The sequence below is a fragment of the Cryobacterium glucosi genome, from assembly GCF_004402235.1.
Classification (GTDB): Bacteria; Actinomycetota; Actinomycetes; order Actinomycetales; family Microbacteriaceae; genus Cryobacterium; species Cryobacterium glucosi.
This window is the reverse complement of the sequence record NZ_SOFS01000018.1, coordinates 85,416-104,021: the sequence shown is the minus strand read 5'-3', so window position 1 is coordinate 104,021 and position 18,606 is coordinate 85,416. Positions and strand designations below refer to the sequence as shown.

The 18,606-nt window shown below is 69.9% G+C and carries 13 protein-coding genes; 7 read left to right on the top strand and 6 right to left on the bottom strand.

What is annotated here, in order from left to right; translation table 11 throughout:
• Nucleotides 1–25: 25 nt before the first annotated feature.
• Together ptsP and E3O46_RS08180 are read left to right on the top strand one after the other, a co-directional pair.
• Nucleotides 26–1,714: a phosphoenolpyruvate--protein phosphotransferase gene (gene ptsP / locus E3O46_RS08185; protein ID WP_134445913.1), complete on the top strand. Its 1,689-nt coding sequence runs from the start codon at nucleotides 26–28 to the stop codon at nucleotides 1,712–1,714.
• Between the two features lie 90 nt (nucleotides 1,715–1,804).
• Entirely contained in the window at nucleotides 1,805–2,083 is a 279-nt protein-coding gene (locus tag E3O46_RS08180; protein WP_134445914.1) for an HPr family phosphocarrier protein, read from the top strand.
• A 72-nt stretch (nucleotides 2,084–2,155) separates the two neighbouring features.
• Here the strand turns inward: E3O46_RS08180 and E3O46_RS08175 are convergent, their stop codons facing one another.
• Nucleotides 2,156–5,758: a TM0106 family RecB-like putative nuclease gene (locus tag E3O46_RS08175; RefSeq protein ID WP_134561495.1), complete on the bottom strand. Its 3,603-nt coding sequence runs from the start codon at nucleotides 5,756–5,758 to the stop codon at nucleotides 2,156–2,158.
• 218 nt (nucleotides 5,759–5,976) lie between these two features.
• On the opposite strand from E3O46_RS08175, the gene E3O46_RS08170 reads away from it, so the two are divergent.
• Nucleotides 5,977–6,252, top strand: a complete 276-nt coding sequence (locus tag E3O46_RS08170) for a hypothetical protein (RefSeq protein WP_370294617.1) — start codon at nucleotides 5,977–5,979, stop codon at nucleotides 6,250–6,252.
• A gap of 2 nt (nucleotides 6,253–6,254) precedes the next feature.
• On the top strand, nucleotides 6,255–7,184 hold the full coding sequence (locus E3O46_RS08165; RefSeq protein WP_134561494.1) for an FHA domain-containing protein: 930 nt from the start codon (nucleotides 6,255–6,257) through the stop codon (nucleotides 7,182–7,184).
• Nucleotides 7,185–7,232: 48 nt separating this feature from the next.
• Here the strand turns inward: E3O46_RS08165 and E3O46_RS08160 are convergent, their stop codons facing one another.
• From E3O46_RS08160 to E3O46_RS08155, 3 genes are all read right to left on the bottom strand, one after another.
• On the bottom strand, nucleotides 7,233–8,918 hold the full coding sequence (locus tag E3O46_RS08160) for a DHA2 family efflux MFS transporter permease subunit (RefSeq protein WP_134561493.1): 1,686 nt from the start codon (nucleotides 8,916–8,918) through the stop codon (nucleotides 7,233–7,235).
• On the bottom strand, nucleotides 8,915–9,727 hold the full coding sequence (locus E3O46_RS18265; protein ID WP_166787224.1) for a tryptophan-rich sensory protein: 813 nt from the start codon (nucleotides 9,725–9,727) through the stop codon (nucleotides 8,915–8,917). The genes E3O46_RS08160 and E3O46_RS18265 overlap by 4 nt, the downstream gene beginning before the upstream one ends.
• A 157-nt stretch (nucleotides 9,728–9,884) precedes the next feature.
• Entirely contained in the window at nucleotides 9,885–11,189 is a 1,305-nt protein-coding gene (locus E3O46_RS08155) for an LCP family protein (protein ID WP_241987366.1), read from the bottom strand.
• 113 nt (nucleotides 11,190–11,302) lie between these two features.
• On the opposite strand from E3O46_RS08155, the gene E3O46_RS08150 reads away from it, so the two are divergent.
• Nucleotides 11,303–11,689: a VOC family protein gene (locus E3O46_RS08150; protein ID WP_134445918.1), complete on the top strand. Its 387-nt coding sequence runs from the start codon at nucleotides 11,303–11,305 to the stop codon at nucleotides 11,687–11,689.
• Between the two features lie 20 nt (nucleotides 11,690–11,709).
• On the opposite strand, the gene E3O46_RS08145 is transcribed toward E3O46_RS08150, so the two are convergent.
• A complete protein-coding gene (locus E3O46_RS08145; protein WP_241987365.1) occupies nucleotides 11,710–12,438 on the bottom strand; it encodes an HAD-IA family hydrolase in 729 nt (242 codons plus the stop codon).
• Nucleotides 12,439–12,525: 87 nt separating this feature from the next.
• Between E3O46_RS08145 and E3O46_RS08140 the strand changes: the two genes are divergently transcribed.
• Together E3O46_RS08140 and E3O46_RS08135 are read left to right on the top strand one after the other, a co-directional pair.
• Nucleotides 12,526–14,709 carry a S9 family peptidase gene (locus tag E3O46_RS08140; protein WP_134559572.1) on the top strand — a complete coding sequence of 728 codons (2,184 nt, stop codon included), beginning with the start codon at nucleotides 12,526–12,528 and terminating at the stop codon, nucleotides 14,707–14,709.
• Nucleotides 14,710–14,736: 27 nt separating this feature from the next.
• On the top strand, nucleotides 14,737–18,027 hold the full coding sequence (locus E3O46_RS08135; RefSeq protein ID WP_134561492.1) for an SNF2-related protein: 3,291 nt from the start codon (nucleotides 14,737–14,739) through the stop codon (nucleotides 18,025–18,027).
• Between the two features lie 30 nt (nucleotides 18,028–18,057).
• Here E3O46_RS08135 and E3O46_RS08130 read toward each other — a convergent pair whose 3' ends face one another.
• The gene (locus E3O46_RS08130) at nucleotides 18,058–18,588 is read right to left on the bottom strand and encodes a flavodoxin domain-containing protein (protein WP_134445921.1); all 531 of its coding nucleotides are present in this window, start codon (nucleotides 18,586–18,588) and stop codon (nucleotides 18,058–18,060) included.
• Between the last annotated feature and the right edge of the window lie 18 nt (nucleotides 18,589–18,606).

Sequence of the window (18,606 nt, the reverse complement as noted above, 5' to 3'; positions counted from 1 at the left end):
CCCACGCGAGAATAGAGGTTAAACCGTGCAGCAGAACTTCTCCGGCGTGGGCGTCAGTCCCGGGCGGATCATCGGATCGATTCGGCAGATGCCCAAACCGGTCAGTGAACCCCCGGCCGGAGAACGATTGGCCGCGTCCCTCTCAGCGGATGCCGCCGCCGAACTGCTGCGTGCCTCTGCCAAGACCGTGCAGGTCGAGTTACAGAACCGCGCAGCGGGAGCGACCGGCGCGAGCAAGGCCGTCCTCGAGGCCACCGCGCTGATGGCGACGGACCCGATGCTGATCAAGGCGGCCATCAAGCTGATCAAGACCGGCCTGTCCGCCGAGCGGTCGATCTGGGAGTCCGGCGCCTCCGTCGCCGAGATGCTGATCAACCTCGGCGGGTATATGGCCGAGCGGGCAACGGACGTCCTCGACGTGCGCGCCCGTATCGTCGCAGAGCTCCGCGGTGTTCCCGCGCCGGGCATCCCCCTCGCCGACGCACCGTTCATCCTCGTCGCAGAGGACCTCGCCCCCGCTGACACCGCGACCCTGGACCCGGAGAAGATCCTCGCCCTCGTCACCTCCGGCGGCGGACCGCAGTCCCACACCGCGATCATCGCCCGCGCCCTCGGCCTCCCGGCCGTCGTCGCAGCCCCCGGCGTCGACGCCCTCGAAGACGGCATCGAGGTGTACGTTGACGGCGCGGCCGGCCTCCTCTCCCTCGAGCCCGGCGCCGAGGAAATCGCCGCCGTGGAAGCCTGGAAGACCGCCGCAGCGATCCTCGCCGTCTTCGATGGCAACGGTCGCACCGCGGACGGCCACCTCGTCCCCTTGCTCGCCAACGTCGGCGGAGCCAAGGACGCCGTCAAGGCTGCCGAAGCCGGCGCCCAGGGCGTCGGACTGCTCCGCACCGAGTTCTGCTTCCTCGAGCGCGAGACCGAGCCCACGATCGAAGAACAGGTCATCGCCTACCGCGGTGTGTTCGACGCGTTCCCCGGCCAGAAGGTCGTCGTACGCACCCTCGACGCCGGCGCCGACAAGCCGCTGCCGTTCCTGACCGACACGAGCGAGCCCAACCCCTCGCTCGGCGTGCGCGGATACCGCACCGACCTGACCACCCCTGGGGTGCTGGCCCGCCAGCTCACCGCGATCGCCCAGGCCGCCGAAGGTTCCTCGACCAGCGTCTGGGTGATGGCCCCGATGATCGCGACGCCGGAGGAAGCCGCGGAGTTCGCTGCGATGTGCGCCACCGCAGGGCTCAAGATCCCCGGCGTCATGGTCGAGGTCCCCTCCGCCGCGCTCCTCGCGGACCGGATCCTCGGTGAAGTCGACTTCGTCAGCCTCGGCACGAACGACCTCACCCAGTACACGATGGCCGCCGACCGCCAGCTCGGCACTCTCGCCGCGCTGAACTCCCCGTGGCAGCCTGCCGTGCTCAAGCTCATCGGACTCACCGTCGAAGGCTCGATCGCCGAAGGCAACAACAAGCCCGTCGGCGTCTGCGGCGAGGCCGCAGCCGACCCCGTGCTCGCCGTCGTGCTCGTCGGACTCGGGGTCGCGACCCTGTCGATGACCTCCCGTTCGCTCTCCGCTGTCGGAGCCGTGCTGAAGTCCGTCACCCTCGACGATGCCAAGAAGCTCGCGGTCCTCGCGGTGTCTGCGCCGAATCCGACCGAGGCCCGCAAGCGCGTGCGCGCCGGATTGCCCATACTTGAAGAGCTGGGTCTGTAACCGCACACGCGTAACCGCTCCCCGCACCACTCCAGTCAGCCCGCAGTATCGTCGAGCACGACCGTCGTCGAGTATCAACCAGGAGGAATTATGTCCGAACGCACAGCCACCATTGCCAGCCGAGTCGGCCTGCATGCCCGTCCCGCGTCCATTTTTGCGGCCGCCGTCGGCGAACTGCCGATCGAGGTCACCATCGCGATGGAGGGCGAGCCTGCTGAAGACGCCATGGACGCCTCGAGCATCCTGAGCCTGATGAGCCTCGGTGCGGCCAACGGCGACGTCGTCGTGCTGCGCGCGGAAGGCGACGGAGCCGACGAGGCGCTCGAAGCCCTCGTCAAGATCCTCGAGACGGACCTCGACGCCGAGTAATACTCCACCGGAACAACAGGAAGCACCCTCGGTATTCGGGGGTGCTTCCTTTTTTGTATGCTCGTCGCTGGTCTACGAGCCGACGAGTGTGATGAAAGCGCTCAACTGGGCGAGCGCCTCGACGCTGTGCGGCAGCGAGTCCGTGAGCGCGGGCGAGTAGACGAGCCACGCCGCCCACTGCGCGCGCGAGATGGCGACGTTGAGCCGGTTCGCGAGCAGCAGGAATTCGAGGCCGCGCGGCACCTCCTCCGCGGACGACGCCGCGAGCGAGACGATCGCGACCGCGGCCTCCCTGCCCTGGAATTTGTCGACCGTGCCGACCGGGACCGAGGAGAGGCCGGCCGCCCGGAGTCGTTCCCTGATCAGGGCGACCTGGGCGTTGTACGGAGCGACCACGATCACGTCCGCCTCCCCGAGCGGGACCGTTCGCCCGGCGGATGTCCACGGCCGGCCGATGGCGTCGCGGACGAGCCCGATCACGACATCCGCTTCTTCGATCGACGAGGTCGCGTTGTCCGTGTGGCGCACCGGAACGGGATGCAGCCCCGGTTCCACTCCGGCCAGGGCGCGGTCGGAGGGGTGCGAGCGGAGTTTGCCCTCGTAGGAGAGCGCCGAAACAGGAGCGCAGACGGCCGGGTGCATCCGCCAGCTCGTCGCGAGGAAATACCCGAGCTCGGCGGGGAGCACCCGATGCCCGTCCGTGAGCCAGCCGAGCGCGGAGAGGTCGACGGGCTCGGGGTGCGTGCCCTGGCTGACCTGCGGCAACTGCTGCGGGTCGCCGAGAAGCAGCAGCCGCTCCGCCGAGACGGCCGCGGCAATCGTGCTCGCGAGGGAGTACTGCCCGGCCTCGTCGATCACGAGCAGGTCGAGGGAGCCGCGCGGGATCCGGTCGGCGTTGCTGAAGTCCCAGGCCGTCCCGCCGAGTACCCAGCCGTCCGACCGGCCGGTGAAAGCGGCGAGACCCTTGACATCGAGGGCGAGCCACGGAACGGCAGTGCCTTCTTCGCCCTTCTTCGGCCGTTTGCCGACGCGGTCCGGGTCGAGCCCGACTCCGGCGCCCGCCTCGACCACCGCCCGCAGCATGTTCTCGACGGCCGCATGCGACTGCGCGACGACGCCGATTTTCCAGCCGTGCCGGACCACGAGGTCGGCGATCACCCGCGAGCCGACGAAGGTCTTCCCGGTTCCGGGCGGGCCCTGGACGGCAAGGTAGGAGTGATCGAGGGCCAGCACGGCATCGCGGATGGCGCCCGGGGTGTCTCCTGCGGTAACGACAGGCAGGGTGGCGCCCCCGCGCAGTCGCGGCGGCACCCGGCGCAGGATGTCGAACGCGGCATCCGCGAGCGGCAGCGGCCATGCGGACAGCACGGCCCTGCCCCACTGGGAGATCGCGCCGACCTGGCTGCCGGGCTGCGGCGGAGTCCCCGGAGTGACGGCGACAGGGAGCGCGTCGTGGTGGGGCGCGTCGCGTTCGAGGATCTCGTCGACGAAGATCACGCCGTCGTCGAGGGCACCGCCATCGAGGACGCCGTCGTCGATGGTGCCGCCGAATCCGCCGTCGTCGCCCACCTGCACGATGGTCGCCTTGTTGTGGGCGGTGCGGGCGCCCGGCTCGTCGCTCCGCCGGATCGGCGGATACGGCGGGTCGTAGACGAGGAACGGCTGTTGCCCGGCCTTGAGCGAGCTTCCGGGCGCCGGGGTGCCCGCGAGCCGGAGCAGGCGCCGGTCGAGGACCTGCCTGCCCTCGCGGTGCCAGCCGATCTCGACGGTGGCCCGCACGACCGAGAAGACGTCCCTGGTGTCCGACCAGTCCTCGAGGGGCGACGCGAGCCTGGCGAAGTGGTCCCACCAGAACGATTTCTGTTCGCGGCGATGGTAGTCGATGGCCGCGGCCGCGAGGGCGAGCGCGGTCTCGTCGCTCGTGCGGCCGGTCGGCGGCACCTGTTCGAGCAGGGCGGTCAGTTCGAGGTAGACCGGGTCGGGTTCCCGCTCGGGGACCGCGATCGCGAGCTCGCCGGCACGAGCCGCGACGCCGGCATCGCCCGAGGCACCGAGGCGTCCGGCGGCACCGTCGTCGGCGGCACCGTCGTCGAAGGCACCGTTGTCCGCGGCCCGGTCGAGGAGCCAGTCCCGCAGCCGCCGCGTCGACCGGCAGTCGTAGGCGTTGTACCGCGCGATGTCCTCGAGGACGGCCGCAGCGGCATCCGCCTCGCCGGCGGCGAGGAGCTCGCCCGCGTGCGCGTACTCGGCGATCGAGTCTGCGGCGTTGTCGACGCCCTCCCTGGCCTCCTCCCCCATGTACAGCGGCTCGAGCTTCTTGAGCGAGTAGCTGCGGCTGCCGACCCGGAGGCCCTGCCGCACGATCGGGTACAGGTCGACGAGCACGTGGTTGCGGAGCAGGTCGTCGACGGTGTCCTCTCCGACGCCGTGCCGCGCGGCGAGGCTGAGCAGGTGGGTGCGCTCGTAGGGGGCGTAATGGTAGATGTGCAGGTCGGGGTACCGTTCCCGTCGTTCGTGCACGTAGGCGAGGAAGCCGATGAGGGCCTGGCGTTCCTCGGCGTGGCTGTGCGCCCAGAAGGCGCGGAAGGTGTCGTCGGGTTCCACGAGGCCGAACAGGTAGTCGAGGCCCCACACCACGGTGCCGGCTGAGGCGTCGTCCGCTCCCTCCTGGTACAGGGGATCGCCCTCGAAGTCGAAGAAGATATCCCCCTGGCTCGGCCGCGGAAGTGCGGCGAGCGCCGGCGGATTGGTCACCTGCCAGGCGAGCGGTCGGCCGGGGTGCGGGTCGAGCTGAAGACTGGCCTGTGCGCGCAGGGTCGCGAGCGTCGAATCGGTGATCCCGGCGACGGGCCCCGCAGATGCGGCGAGCTCCTCGATCGTCCCGATCCCCGCAGCGCGCAGGCGGGCACGCTGCGAGAGCCGCAGCCGGGCGACCAGGAGCACGTCCCGGTGCAGTTGCACCTGCTCCTCACAGACCGCGCAGCGTCCGCAGGCGACGTACCGGGCGTCGCCCCAGGGGGTCGGCGCGGCGTCGGCGAGGCGTTCGTCGATCAGGCCCTCGAGCCTGGCCCGCCTGGCCCGGTACACCGGAAGGATGTCGGCCAGCCTGTGCGAACTCGTGCGCCCGTCGCCGAGAAGGAGGTGCACCCGGTCGCCGGTGCGGATACCGAGGCGTTCCAACTGGTCGCTGTACGCCGCGAGTTGCAGCAGCGCGGTCACCTTGGCCGAGCGGGCCAGTTTCGTGTCGTAGACCTCATAGCTCGGCCCCGCCGCGGCGCTTTCCGCCGAATCGCCCTGCTCCGGCAAGCGGATGATGAAATCCGCGTACCCGAGGAAACGCCCGTCGAAGAAGGCGGCCTGGAACACCACCGCGGCGCCGGCTCGGAGGGCCTCGGCACTCAGCCGGGCGGCTTCGAGGATCGCAGCGCGCTCGGCGCGGGCCGGACGCTCGATCTCGACGACGGGCCCGGTCGAACGGAGCCGGTTCAGCATCCGCAGTTCGTGGGCGTCGCCGAGTTCCGCGGTGCGCGCGAGCATGGCGTCCGCGGGGTCCGGAACCGGGTCGATCCGCCCGAGGCGGGCGTCGAGCCGGCGCATCACGGCCCACTCGCAGACCGCGGCCGCGCTCAGGTCGCTCGCCGAGTACACGACGGTGACAGGGTCAAGCAGGAACACGGCGGCCTCCCGAAAGGATCTGCCCCGAGGCTAACCGAAGCCACCGACGTACGGGTGCTGTGAGCAGGCTGTGGAATCCCCCGCTGCGCGAAGTCGCCCACTAGCCTCGACCCAACGGCAGTGTTGACGTGGCCGGGCTTCCCCCTCACGGGGTGCCCCGGAGGGTTTCCTCGACGTCGGACTCCGCATCCTCATCGACGAAATCAGAAGGACACACCGTGAGCGAAACCACCAGCACGAGCACGAGCGACGACACGGCCGGAACGGCGACGGGCCCCGACGGCCACATCATCCAGGACTGGACCGACCTCGGGAAAGAGATGTGGTCGTACCTGACCGGCAAGAGCGCCGTGATCAACTACACCTTCATCGACATGGCCGTCGAAGTCCCCCGGGACATCGGACCGGACGCCCCGCGGGCGACATGGAAGCTGAACGGGACCCTCCGCGTCACGACGAGCGAAGGCCCGACCGCCGAGTCCCTCGCCCACTGACCATGGCAACGACCACCCGTCTGGACATCGATCTCGCCTTCTCCCTTGCCGAGCCGGACGGCCAGCACGGCGGCGAACGGATGCAGGGAACGATCACCGCCGCCGGCACCGACGTCGAGATCTTCGCGAGCCGGCCAGAGCTCTTCCTGCAGACGAGGACGATCACTCTCAAGGAGATCCGTACCCTCGCGGCAGACCTGGCCGAACGGGGGCTCTCGGTCTCGCTGAGCGGTCCGAACGGGCTGGTGGTCCGGCTCGGTGCGATCCCGGCTCAACGGCTGCAGCGCCTCCTGACCGGGTCCGCGCATGTCGCCCTCGGCAGCCGGGCGGCGCTGGCGCCGCTGCTGCGGCGTCGCAGGCGCGCCGGCGGGGCAGAACCGGCACCGGTCGTGACCTTGCCGCCCTCCACCCTCTTCCCCCTGGTACCGACGCTCGACCGCCGCATCCGGCGTACCGTGACGACCACGCACTACACCCGCGGATCCGGGCGTCCCCGACTGATCTTCGTCGTCGGGTCGGAAAACTGGGACGGCACGCCGCCCCGCCAATTCGACCTCATGCCGGAGACCACGACGATCGGATCGAGCCCGGACGCCGATCTGAGGCTCGACGGTCTCTCCCCGATCCACGCCGAGATCCGGCATGATCAGAACGACGAGTACGTGTTCTTTCCCCTCGGGCCCGTCACGCCGGGAACGGAGTCCCAGGGCATCGACGGAAGTCGTCCGTCAGAGGGGGGCCGGATTCTGCGCACCGGCGCGCGCATCGAACTCGGGCCGTGGCGGATGGCGTTCTTCCGCGAGGAATTCGCCGATCACGGTCGTCCGTACGGCGGCAGGGTGGGCGGGGAACTGGCGTACCAGAAGCCGCAGCCCGCTCGCAGGAGCGCAGCGAAGCCGCCACCGGCCACACCAGGGCCGCCGGTCTCCTAGCCGCGGAGACCCGGCGTTGAGGCGGCCGCTGCCCCGGCGTCCGCTGTGCTAGACCGGCTCGCCCGCCGTGGTGACGGCGGCGGATGCCTCTCCGCCGGCATCCGCTTCTGGCTCACGTCCGTCGCGGTGCGGCGTCGTGCCCGAGAGCCGCAGCGTCGCGAGCAGGCCGAGGACAAGGAATCCGGCGGCCGCGAACGCGGAGTACCGGGTGCCCTCGCTGAAGGCGTCGCGCGCGGCCGTGGCCACGGCGGGGCTCTGTGCTTCGAGGGCGGGGATCGCCGCTCCGGCACTGTCGACGACCGCGTCGACGACCTGGGTGCGCGCAGACTCCGGCAGCCCGGGCACGTCCGCGAGTTTCGCGTCCAGCGAGGCGCCGACCGAGGTGAACAGCACGGTGCCGAGCACCGCGATGCCGAGCGCGGAGCCGATCTGCCGCGCCGTCGAGGAGGTGCCGGACCCTAGTCCGCTCTTTTCGACCGGAACGTCCTTGAGCACGACTCCGGTCAGCTGGGCGGTCGCGAGGCCGACACCCATCCCGTAGACGAAGAGGAACGGCACGATCGCGAGCCAGCTGGCGTCCGCCGTGATCACCAGGCCGAGCCCCGCGACGCCGAGGATCTCCAGGACGATTCCGACCCGCACGATCGTTTCCGGTGACACCCGGTTGCCGTATGCGCCGGCGAATCCGCTCGCGACGAAGGAGCCGATTGCGAGCGCGAGCAGCACGAACCCGGTCTGGAGCGCGTCGTAGCCGAGCACGTTCTGCAGCCAGAGCGGCAGGGACAGAATGATGCCGAACTCTCCGAGAGACACGATCAGCGCCGCGATATTCCCGTTGCGGAATGAAGCGATCCGGAACAGTGAGAATGCGAGCAGGGTGGTCTTGCCTGCGCGCTGCCGGGAGAGGCCCCACAGGATGAACGCCGCGCCGGCGAGGAGGGTGATCGCGAAGGCGACCGGAATCGGGGAAATCGAATACGGCCAGGTGAAGCCGCCGATCACCATGGGCTTGTTCGTCAGCCACCAGCCGTAGCTGCGTCCCTCGATGAGTCCGAAGACGAGGCTGGCGCTCGTGAGCACCGAGAGCACGGCGCCGACGACGTCGACCCTGCGGGGTTCGCCGGCATCCTTCGACTCGGAGACGAAGACGAGCACACCGATGACGATGATCACACCGAGCGGCACATTGATGCCGAAGGCCCAGCGCCAGGAGAAGTACGTGGTCAGCCAGCCGCCGAGGAGCGGCCCGACCGCGACCATGCCGCCGATCGTGGAGCCCCAGATCGCGAAGGCGATGCCGCGGTCGCGGCCGCGGAAGTTCGCGTTGATCAGCGACAGGGTGGTCGGGAGCACCATCGCGCCGCCGATGCCCTGGATCAGGCGGGCGCCGATCAGCAGGTCGCCCGATTGCGCCAGGGCCGCGAGAACGGATGCCGCGGCGAACAGCACGACGCCGAGGATCAGGATGCGACGGCGCCCGTACCGGTCGGCCAGTGTGCCGAAGACGAGCAGGAGGGCTGCGAAGACGAGGGTGTAGCTTTCCTGGACCCACTGCACCTGGGTCGACGTGATCGCGAGGTCCCGCACGATCGAGGGGATCGCGACGTTGATGATCGTCGAGTCGACGATGATCAGCGCGACGGCGATGCTGATGAAGACGAGGCCGGCCCACCGGCGGCGCGGGGACTCAGCCCGGGCGGAGGCAGTGGGGGTGGCTGGGTGCTGGTCGGTCATGCGATTACCATTCGGGTCGGCGGGGAGACGGGAAGCTTCGCCATGCGCAGGCGCGCGCCGACGGTCAGGGCGATCACGAGCACGGCGCCGACGATGGCCGCGACACCGGCGGGCACGGAAGGCGGTGTTCCGCCGAGCCGTGCGACGGCGAGCCAACCGAGCCCCCAGGCGAGGGAGGCCGCAGGGGCGAGCCTGCCGTGACCGCTGATCGCGAGCAACCCGCCGACGACGGTGGCGACCGCGATGACGGCGACCGCCCAGAGGTCAGGGTCGAGCCCGAAGCCCGTGAAGCCGGCGACGACGAGCACGGCCGTCACGTTCGCAGCGGTCGCGACACAGACCCAGCCGAGGTAGAGGCCCATGGTCCCGTCGAGGATGATCGTTTCGACGAGGTTCTTCGGGCGTGAGGCCAGGGTGAGCCGGAAGGTGCAGACGAGGACAGCGAGCAGGGCCACGATGACGGGCACGCTGAGCCACAGCTGGTCGAACTGGATGCTCAGGATCCACGCGGCATTCAGGATCAGGGACGCCAGGACCGGGTATCCGAGCAGACGCTGACGGGGATCGCTCCGCTGCGCCGGCAGGCACTGCCAGATGGCGTACCCGACCAGGCCGAGATAGATCGGCGTCCAGATCGCGAACGCGGGGACGGCAGGGGCGATCAGGGTCGCGTCAGCGGCAAGCGCGCCGCCGGCGGCGTTCTGGATGGGGGTGCCGCCCGCGGCACCTGACCCGATGAAGGATCCGACGAGGGCGACGAGCGCGCCGATCACGACGAGGACCTGCCGCCGGAGATCTCGAGAATTCATCTCACTCTCCTAGATATAAGTCAACTGAACAAGATGACGTTAGCACCAGGGCGCGCGAAAGAACAGCGCAGGGTCCACTGATCCGTGATCCCTCGTTCGCGAATCATCGGGGTGCGCTCGGCGGAGTGCGCTCGGAGCAGCTCGACGGGCCCCTGGATCAGTAGTTGAAGGCGATCGAGCAGGTCTGCTGGCTCGCGGTCTGGCCGCGCAGCCCGGCGATCTCGACGGGAGCAGCTGCATCCGTTGCCGCGGGCGTCGGAGTGCCCGTTGCCGCACCGGTGGCCGAGGCAGTGGGGGTGGGGGTCGGCGTCGGCGTTGCGGCCGGCGCCGCCGTCGGGTCGAGTTCGGCGCTGTTGCCGAGGGATTTGGCGTCGAGGGTGAAGGACTGGTCGGCCGTGACCGCGGCGAACAGCTTCTTGGCAAGGGCGGTCGACGGTACCAGCTTGTTGGTGTCCTGCGGGTCGGTCGCCGACGGGTATTGCACGAACACGAGCTGGTTCAGGTCGATGTCCTTCAGGGCGAGCGCCATGCCGACCATGGTCGGGATGTTGGCGAGGGACGTGGAGAGTTTCAGGTTCGTCCCCGCGGCCGTCGCGAGGGCCGACAGCTTCGACACGTCGGTGAGCGTCGCGCTGCTCTTCATCACGCGCATCAGCGAGGACATGTAGGCCTGCTGCGAGGAGATCCGGGACAGGTCGCTGCCGTCGCCGACGCCGTGGCGGCTGCGCAGGTAGGCGAGGGCGGCGGTTCCGGAGACGACGCTCGTTCCCGCGGGAAGGTCGAGTCCCGTGTACGGGTCCTTGATCGCGTCGTTGAGGCAGACCGGGACGCCCCCGACGGCGTCGGCCATCGCGACCGTGCCCTCGAAGGAGATCAGACCCGCGTACGGAATGGTCAGCCCGGTCAGCGACGAAACGGTCGAGACCACGCAGCCGAGGCCGCCCCGTCCGAAGGACGCGTTCATGGCCGTGGACGTCGCGGCCTTCGCCACCTTCCCGGTATCGGGGTCCGTGCAGGCCGGCTGGTTGACGACGAGGTCACGGGGAATGCTGATCACGACCGCGCTCTTATGGTCGGCGGAGACGTGCAGCAGAATGTTGACGTCGTTGAGGGTGCCGGTGCGGTCGCCATAGGCTGCGGACTGGGTGAGGGAGTTGTCCACCCCGACGACGAGGACATTGAAGCCGCCCTCGAAGGAACCGAGCTGGGGAATCGCGGGCAGGTCGGTCGCCCCGTTGGAGATGTCGACCGCGTTAGCGGAGACCTTCGTTGCGAACTGGCTCACCGCGATGGCCGCAACGGAGACGCCGCTCACGAGGACGACGGCGAGCGTGAGCGCAAGCGCCTTGATCAGGGTCAGCATCGTGTGGCTGCGGCTCGGTCGGCGCCGATGGCGGATGAGCGTTGCCGCCCGTGCGTGCCTGCGGGCGTCCGCGCGACCCTCGGGTCTGTGATTCGTCAACAAAACCCCTTATTGCGTTCCATGGTCAGAATCTTCACGATAGTTGCCGGTCCCGGGTGTTTTCTGGACTCGGGCTATGAGACTCACAGAAACGGCTGTGTCAGGCTGGGAGGATGCTGATCAACCGGGTTCACCACATCGCCATCATCGCGAGCGACTACGAGCGTTCGAAGCGGTTCTACGTCGACGTCGTGGGCTGCACGCTCGAGGCGGAGTACTTCCGGGCCGAGCGCGATTCCTGGATGGGCAAGCTCGCCCTGAACGGCGAGTACATCCTCGAGTTGTTCTCGTTCCCGGACACCCCGCCCCGGCGCAGCGGCCCGGAGGCGCTCGGCCTGCGCCACCTCGCGTTCGAGGTCGACGACGTTCCCGGCACGCGCGCGGAGCTCCTCGGCACGGGCGTCGCCTGCGAGGAGCTGCGGGTCGACCCGAACACGCACAAGGCGATGTTCTTCTTCCGGGACCCCGACGGCCTGCCGCTCGAGATCTACCAGTCCTGAGGTGCCCCTGCCCCGAAGGGCTATTCGGGGAGGAGCTCGAAGACGACGCCGTTGTCGCGGATACTGATCCGCAGGCGGTCGAGGCTCGGCACGACGAGATCGGCGTCGAGCTGGTCCATGGTGTGCGTTCCGGCGACACCGATCGTCAGGCATCCGGCCGCGCGACCCGCCTCGAGGCCCGCCGGCGCGTCTTCGACCACGACACAGCGACGCGGGTCGGCGCCGAGCCGGGCGGCCGCAGCCAGGAAGGGCTCAGGGAACGGCTTGCCGCGCGGAGTGTCGTCGATCGTCACGACGGTCGCCGGCACCGGGAAGCCGGCCGACTCGAGCCGGGCGAGGCACAACGAACGGGCGCACGAGGTGACGATGGCGCGGCGGCCCTCCGGCAGGCTCTGCATCAGTTCCGCGGCCCCGGGAAGAATCACGATGCCCTCGAGGTCGTCGAGTTCGAGTTCGAGCACCCGGCCGATCGACCACTCGATCTTGTCCTCGGGAACGAGCCTGGCGACCATCTGCCGGGCGGGCACCCCGTGTTCGGCCCCGGTGAATGACGGGCCGAGGCCCGCTTCGGCTCCCCAGCGCATCCACGCCCGGTTCACGGCCCGCGTCGAGTCGACCAGGGTGCCGTCCATATCGAAGAGGACCGCATCGAAAACCCGGCCGAGGAGAACGTGCCCTGTTGCGCCATCCGTGCTGGTGCTCGTGCTGCTCTCCGTCATGCTTACGGCGGTGGTGAGGCCCTGCTCCATGTGCTGTTTCCTTCCGTGAAACCGCGATAGCCGGCTTCGGTACTCCCCCAATTCTCCCTCGTCTCCAGCCTCAGTACGCTGAACACCATGACTACAGCTGCCGTCGTCCCTCCCCTCGCCGCGAAGAAGCCCGTCGAACGCCTGCACCACAGCGACCTCTTCACCGACGACTACGAGTGGTTGCGCGACAAGGAAAGCCCGGAGGTCCTCGCCCATCTCGAGGCCGAAAACGCGTACACGGATGCCCGCACCGCGCGGCTCGCACCGCTCCGGGAGCAGCTGTTCGACGAGATCAAGGCGCGCACCCGCGAGACCGACCTCAGCGTGCCCGTGCGGGAGGGCCGGTGGTGGTACTACACCCGCACGGTGGAGGGCCAGGAATACGGCATCCACTGCCGCGCCCCGATCTCGGGCCCGGACGACTGGGCGCCGCCGATCCTGGACCCCGAAGCCGTCGACGCCGGAACGTCCGGCACCGTCCGGGCAGGCCTCCCCGGTGAGCAGGTGCTGCTCGACGACAACGCCGAGGCGGCCGGCCACGAGTTCTACGCCCTCGGCAGCTTCGACGTGAGCGCAGACGCCACCCGGCTTCTCTACGCCGTCGACACCGAGGGTGACGAGCGGTACACGATCCGGGTGCGCGACCTCACGACGGGCGAGAATCTCGCCGACGAGATAACCGATACCGGCGAGGACGCCCTGTTCGAACCGAGTGGCCGCTACCTCTTCTACACGACCGTCGACGAGGCCTGGCGCCCCGACACCGTCTGGCGGCACGAGATCGGCACAGACCCCTCGAGCGACGCGCAGGTCTTCCACGAACCCGACGACCGGTTCTGGGTCGGCATCGGGCTGACCCGCAGCCGCAAGTACCTGCTGATCGAGGCCGGCTCGAGCGTGACGACCGAAACCCGGCTGCTCGACACGAGCGATCCCACCGGCGAGTTCGCAATCGTCTGGCCGCGCCGCGACGGCGTCGAGTACGACGTGGAGCACGCCGTCCTCGCCGGGGAGGACCGGCTCCTCATCGTGCACAACGACCAGGCCGTCAACTTCGAACTCGTCGACGTCGCCGCCGGAGACCCGCACGGCCCCCGGCGGATGCTGCTGCCGCACGACGAATCCGTCCGGCTCGAAGGCGTCGACGCGTTTCGCGACTTCGTCATCGCCGAGTACCGGCGGGACGGCTTGACGCAGGTGGCGATCGCGTCGCTCGGGACCGAGGCCGAGGCATCCGCTGCGACCGCCGACGCTGCCCGCCCGCTCACGTTCACCGAGCTCGCCTTCGACGAACCGCTCTTCACGGCAGGCACAGGGGCGAACCCCGAGTGGGAGCAGCCGACGATCCGGTTCGGCTACACGAGCTTCGTCACCCCGTCGACCGTCTACGACCTCGTCGTCGCGACCGGCGAGCGCCGCCTGCTCAAGCAGCAGACCGTGCTCGGCGCGTACGACCCGGCGAGGTACGAACAGCGCCGCGAGTGGGCGACGGCCGCGGACGGCACCCGCGTGCCGATCTCGCTCGTCTACCGGAGTGACCTGGTCACCCCCGGCGAACCCGCGCCGACCCTGCTCTACGGCTATGGGTCCTACGAGATCAGCATCGACCCGACCTTCAGCATCGCCCGGCTCAGCCTGCTCGACCGCGGACTCGTCTACGCGATCGCGCACGTGCGCGGCGGCGGCGAACTCGGCCGGCTCTGGTACGAGCACGGCAAGGAGCTCGAGAAGCGCAACAGCTTCACCGATTTCATCGACTGCGCACATCACCTGATCGATGCGGGGCTCACCGCGCCCGACCGGCTCGTCGCCGAGGGCCGCAGCGCCGGCGGCCTGCTGATGGGCGCCGTCGCGAACCTCGCCCCCGAGCTGTTCTCCGGCATCCTCGCCGGCGTGCCGTTCGTCGACCCGCTCACGTCGATCCTCGACCCCTCGCTGCCGCTCACGGTCATCGAGTGGGACGAGTGGGGAGACCCGCTGCACGACCCGGAGGTCTACGCGTACATCAAGTCCTACTCACCGGTCGAGAACGTTCGAGACACGCACTACCCGCGGATCCTCGCGGTCACGAGCCTCAACGACACCCGCGTGCTCTACGTGGAACCGGCGAAGTGGGTCGCGCACCTGCGCGAGGTCGGGGCGGATGTCCTGCTCAAGACCGAGATGTCCGCCGGCCACGGCGGGGTGTCCGGGCGCTACGCCCGCTGGCGGGAAATCGCCTTCGACAACGCGTGGATCCTCGATGCGGCCGGGGTGCATCCGCTGCCCTGAGCTGCGGGAGCGTGAGAGCATGGGGGAATGTCGCAGACCGGGCCCCTTGCACCGGCACCGGGGTGGCGGATGCGCGCCCGGAGCCTCGCTGGACCGCCCGCCGGAGCACTGGGGAGCGCCGCGACGTCCCCGGGAACCGCAGCCCCGACGGCGATGGGACTCCAGTTCGAGCTGCGCGAGCTGACCCCGCGCACCGATGAACGCTGGCGCGGGCCGACGGCGCAGACGGTCACGAGCCTCCGCGGTGGCCACGGCACGCTCAGGCTCGGCGTGCGCCCGGTCGTCCTGAACGCGCGTGGCAACTGGGTGCGTGGCAGCGTGACATGGAACCAGCTGAGCTTCCACGTGAACCGGCTCGCCCTCAATCCCGAGCACAAGCGCTGGCTCAGCGAGCTCTGGGCCCTGAACCGCGCGGTGCGCGGGGTGTACACGAGCCAGGAGGCCGACTGGCTCTACCTCGACGACTTCGAGAGTTCCCTGCTCTGGGCCCACCTCGGCGAAGCGCGCCGGCTCGGGATCGCGCTCGTCGGCACGAAGAAGGGCGCGACCGTCACGGTGGCGGCGGAAGCCGTGGTCGCACTCGACGTGACGCAATCCCCGTCCGAGACCGCGGCAACGGCTCCTGCTGAAAGCGCGCCCGGACTGCGCCTGACCACGACACTCACGATCGACGGCGATGCGCAGCCCCCGGCCCAGGCCGGCGCGATCGGCAGCCACGGCGTCTACGTCTATGCGCAGACACCCCCCGCGTCGTCGACCCCGACCTCGACGAAGTCCCCGCCCCGGTCCCCCGCCCTCGCCCTGTCCTTCCTCTTCGCACCCACCCGCGGCCCGCTCGGTCCGGAGCAGAGCCGCCTGCTCGGGGTGCCCGCCACCGTGGCCGTGCCCGCGTCCGAGACGGCCGAGTTCCTCGGCGACTTCTACCCGAGCCTCCGTCATGCGCTCCCGGTGACGAGCACGGATGCCTCGGTGAGCTTCCCGGCGGCCGCCGCTCCCGTCCTGGTGCTCACCGTGCGCTTCCTCCCCAAGCAGGCGCTGAGCCTCGCCTGGGACTGGGAGTACCGCGAGGGCCGTGCCGTCACGCGCGTCCCTCTCGACGCCGGCCCTGGCCCCGGCCGCCCCGCCGGTCGGGACGCCTCCGCGGAGGCCGCGCTCATCGCGGCGGTCGAGTTGCGGACAAAGCACCTTCCTCCGCGCCGCGACGGTGTTTTCTCCGCAACTCACCCAGGCACCGCACCCGGCTCGCCTCCGGACACGCTCCGTGGGCTCGACGCGGCCGAATTCACCTCAGAGGAACTCCCCCGGCTCGACGAGCTGAGAGGGCTGCGGATCGACCGGATCGGCGCGGATCCGGGCTACCGCGAACTCACCGCGACGCCCGAACTGACCATCACCACGGTCGAGACGAACCAGAGGGACTGGTTCGACCTCGGCGTGATCGTCACGATCGACGGCCGCACCGTGCCCTTCGGCCCACTGTTCAAGGCACTCGCCCTGGGCAAGCCGAAGCTGCTCATGATCGACAACACCTATCTCTCGCTGCGCCAGCCCGCGTTCGAGCGCCTGCGGACGCTCATCGACGAGGCCCGCAGCCTCACCGAGTGGGAGACCGGGCTGCGGATCAGCCGCTACCAGGCCCAGCTCTGGGCCGAGTTCGAGGACCTCGCCGAACACACCGAGCAAGCAACGGCCTGGCGGTCCGCGGTGTCCGGGCTGCTCGAACGGACCCGCGCGGTCGACGCCGGCGACCGTGACGGCGACGGCCATGGCCTCCTCGAGCCCGTTCCTGTGCCCGAGGGAGTGACCGCGACCCTGCGCCCGTACCAGCGCGAGGGCTTCGCCTGGCTCGCCTTCCTCTGGAAGCATCGCCTCGGCGGCATCCTCGCCGACGACATGGGCCTCGGCAAGACCCTGCAGGCGCTTGCCCTGATCGAACACGCGACGCGCGAATCCGGCGCCGCACCCGCCGTACCGCGCCGCCCGTTCCTCGTGGTCGCCCCGACCTCCGTCGTCTCCAACTGGATCGCCGAGGCCGCCCGCTTCACCCCCGGGCTCCGCGTGCACGGCGTCGAGACGACCCAGTCGACCGTCCTCGGCCGCGGCGGCACGACGCTCGCGGATGCCGTCGCGCACCACGACGTGATCGTCACCTCATACACGCTCTTCCGTCTCGACTTCGCGGCGTACCGCGCCCAGGGCTGGGCAGGGCTGATCCTCGACGAGGCGCAATTCCTGAAGAACCACGCCTCCCGGCTGCACGCCTGCGCCCGCGACCTCGACACGCCCTTCAAGCTCGCCATCACCGGGACGCCGATGGAGAACCGGCTTCTCGAACTCTGGTCCCTGTTCGCGATCGTCGCACCCGGCCTGTTCCCCTCCGCCCGCCGGTTCAGCGAGGAGTACGTCCGCCCGATCGAGAACCGCGACGAACACGGCGTGAGACCTGCCGGCACAACAGACGACGCCGGGCAACCCGGCAACCCGGCGCTGATCACCCGGCTGCGCCGCCGCATCCGCCCCCTGATCCTGCGCCGCACCAAGGACGTCGTCGCCCGCGAACTGCCCGAGAAACAGGAGCAGGTACTGCGCATCGAGCTGAATCCCCGGCACCGCGCGCTCTACGACACCTTCCTGCAGCGCGAACGGCAGAAACTCTTCGGGCTGATCGAGGACCTCGACGCGAACCGGTTCATCGTGTTCCGGTCGCTGACCCTGCTGCGGATGCTGAGCCTCGACCCGTCCCTGCTCGGCGACACCTACGCGGACGTGCCCTCGAGCAAGCTCGACGCCCTCTTCGACCAGCTCGACGACGTCGTCGCCGAGGGTCACCGGGCGCTCGTGTTCAGCCAGTTCACCTCGTTCCTCGGCAAGGCAGCCGCACGCCTCGACGCCCAGGGCACCCCGTACTGCTACCTCGACGGCTCGACGCTGAAGCGCTCAGAGGTGATCGACCGGTTCAAGAGCGGCACGGCGCCGGTGTTCCTGATCAGCCTCAAGGCCGGCGGCTTCGGCCTCAACCTGACCGAGGCGGACTACGTCTTCCTGCTCGACCCGTGGTGGAACCCGGCGACGGAGACGCAGGCGATCGACCGCACCCACCGCATCGGCCAGACCCGCACGGTCATGGTCTACCGGCTCGTGGCCGCGGACACCATCGAGGACAAGGTGATGGCGCTCAAGGAGCGCAAGGCGCGTCTCGTCGGCTCGGTACTCGATGGCGCGGGCCTCGACGGCGCGGGCCTCGACGGCGCGGCGACGGCAGCGGATGTCGGCGACGACTTCACCGCGGAGGACATCCGGGCGCTCCTCGCTCCCTGAGCCCCGCAGGCGGGGCTGGTGGCGAGCGGCCTAAGCGGTCGCGGGCAGCTCGGCGGCTATCGACGCCGCCCAGGCGTCGATAGCGACCCAGTCGCGGAAGTCGCCTTCCGGGAGCAGCTCCCGGCCGGCCGGGATCATCCGAACGAGCCGGTCGCGGCGCCGCAGGGCCGCCGGGTCGAGCGCCCCGAAGAAGACCTTGGTTCCCTGCGGTTCGAGCGCGGTCACGAACTCGTCGAACTGCTTCGGCTCGGCCTCGATGATCAGTTCCTGTCCCTCGGCGTTGCGAGTCGCGGTGCCGAGCGGGCCGCTGCTGAACAACCAGAGCGGGCGTGAGGTGAGCAGCTCGAGGTTGCCGCGGACGAAGTCGACGGCGTCCTTCCGCCAGGAGCCCATGTACGCGGCGCTCCCGATCACGAACGCGGTGTACCGGTCGGGATTCTCCACGACCGAGACCGGCTTCGCTTCGGCGTCGCGCCCTGCCTCGCGCAGCTTGCGCGCGATGCGCTCCGCGATCCCCTCCGTGGCACCGTACTTGCTCGAATACCCCACGAGAACCACCATGGTCCGCCTCCTGCGCCT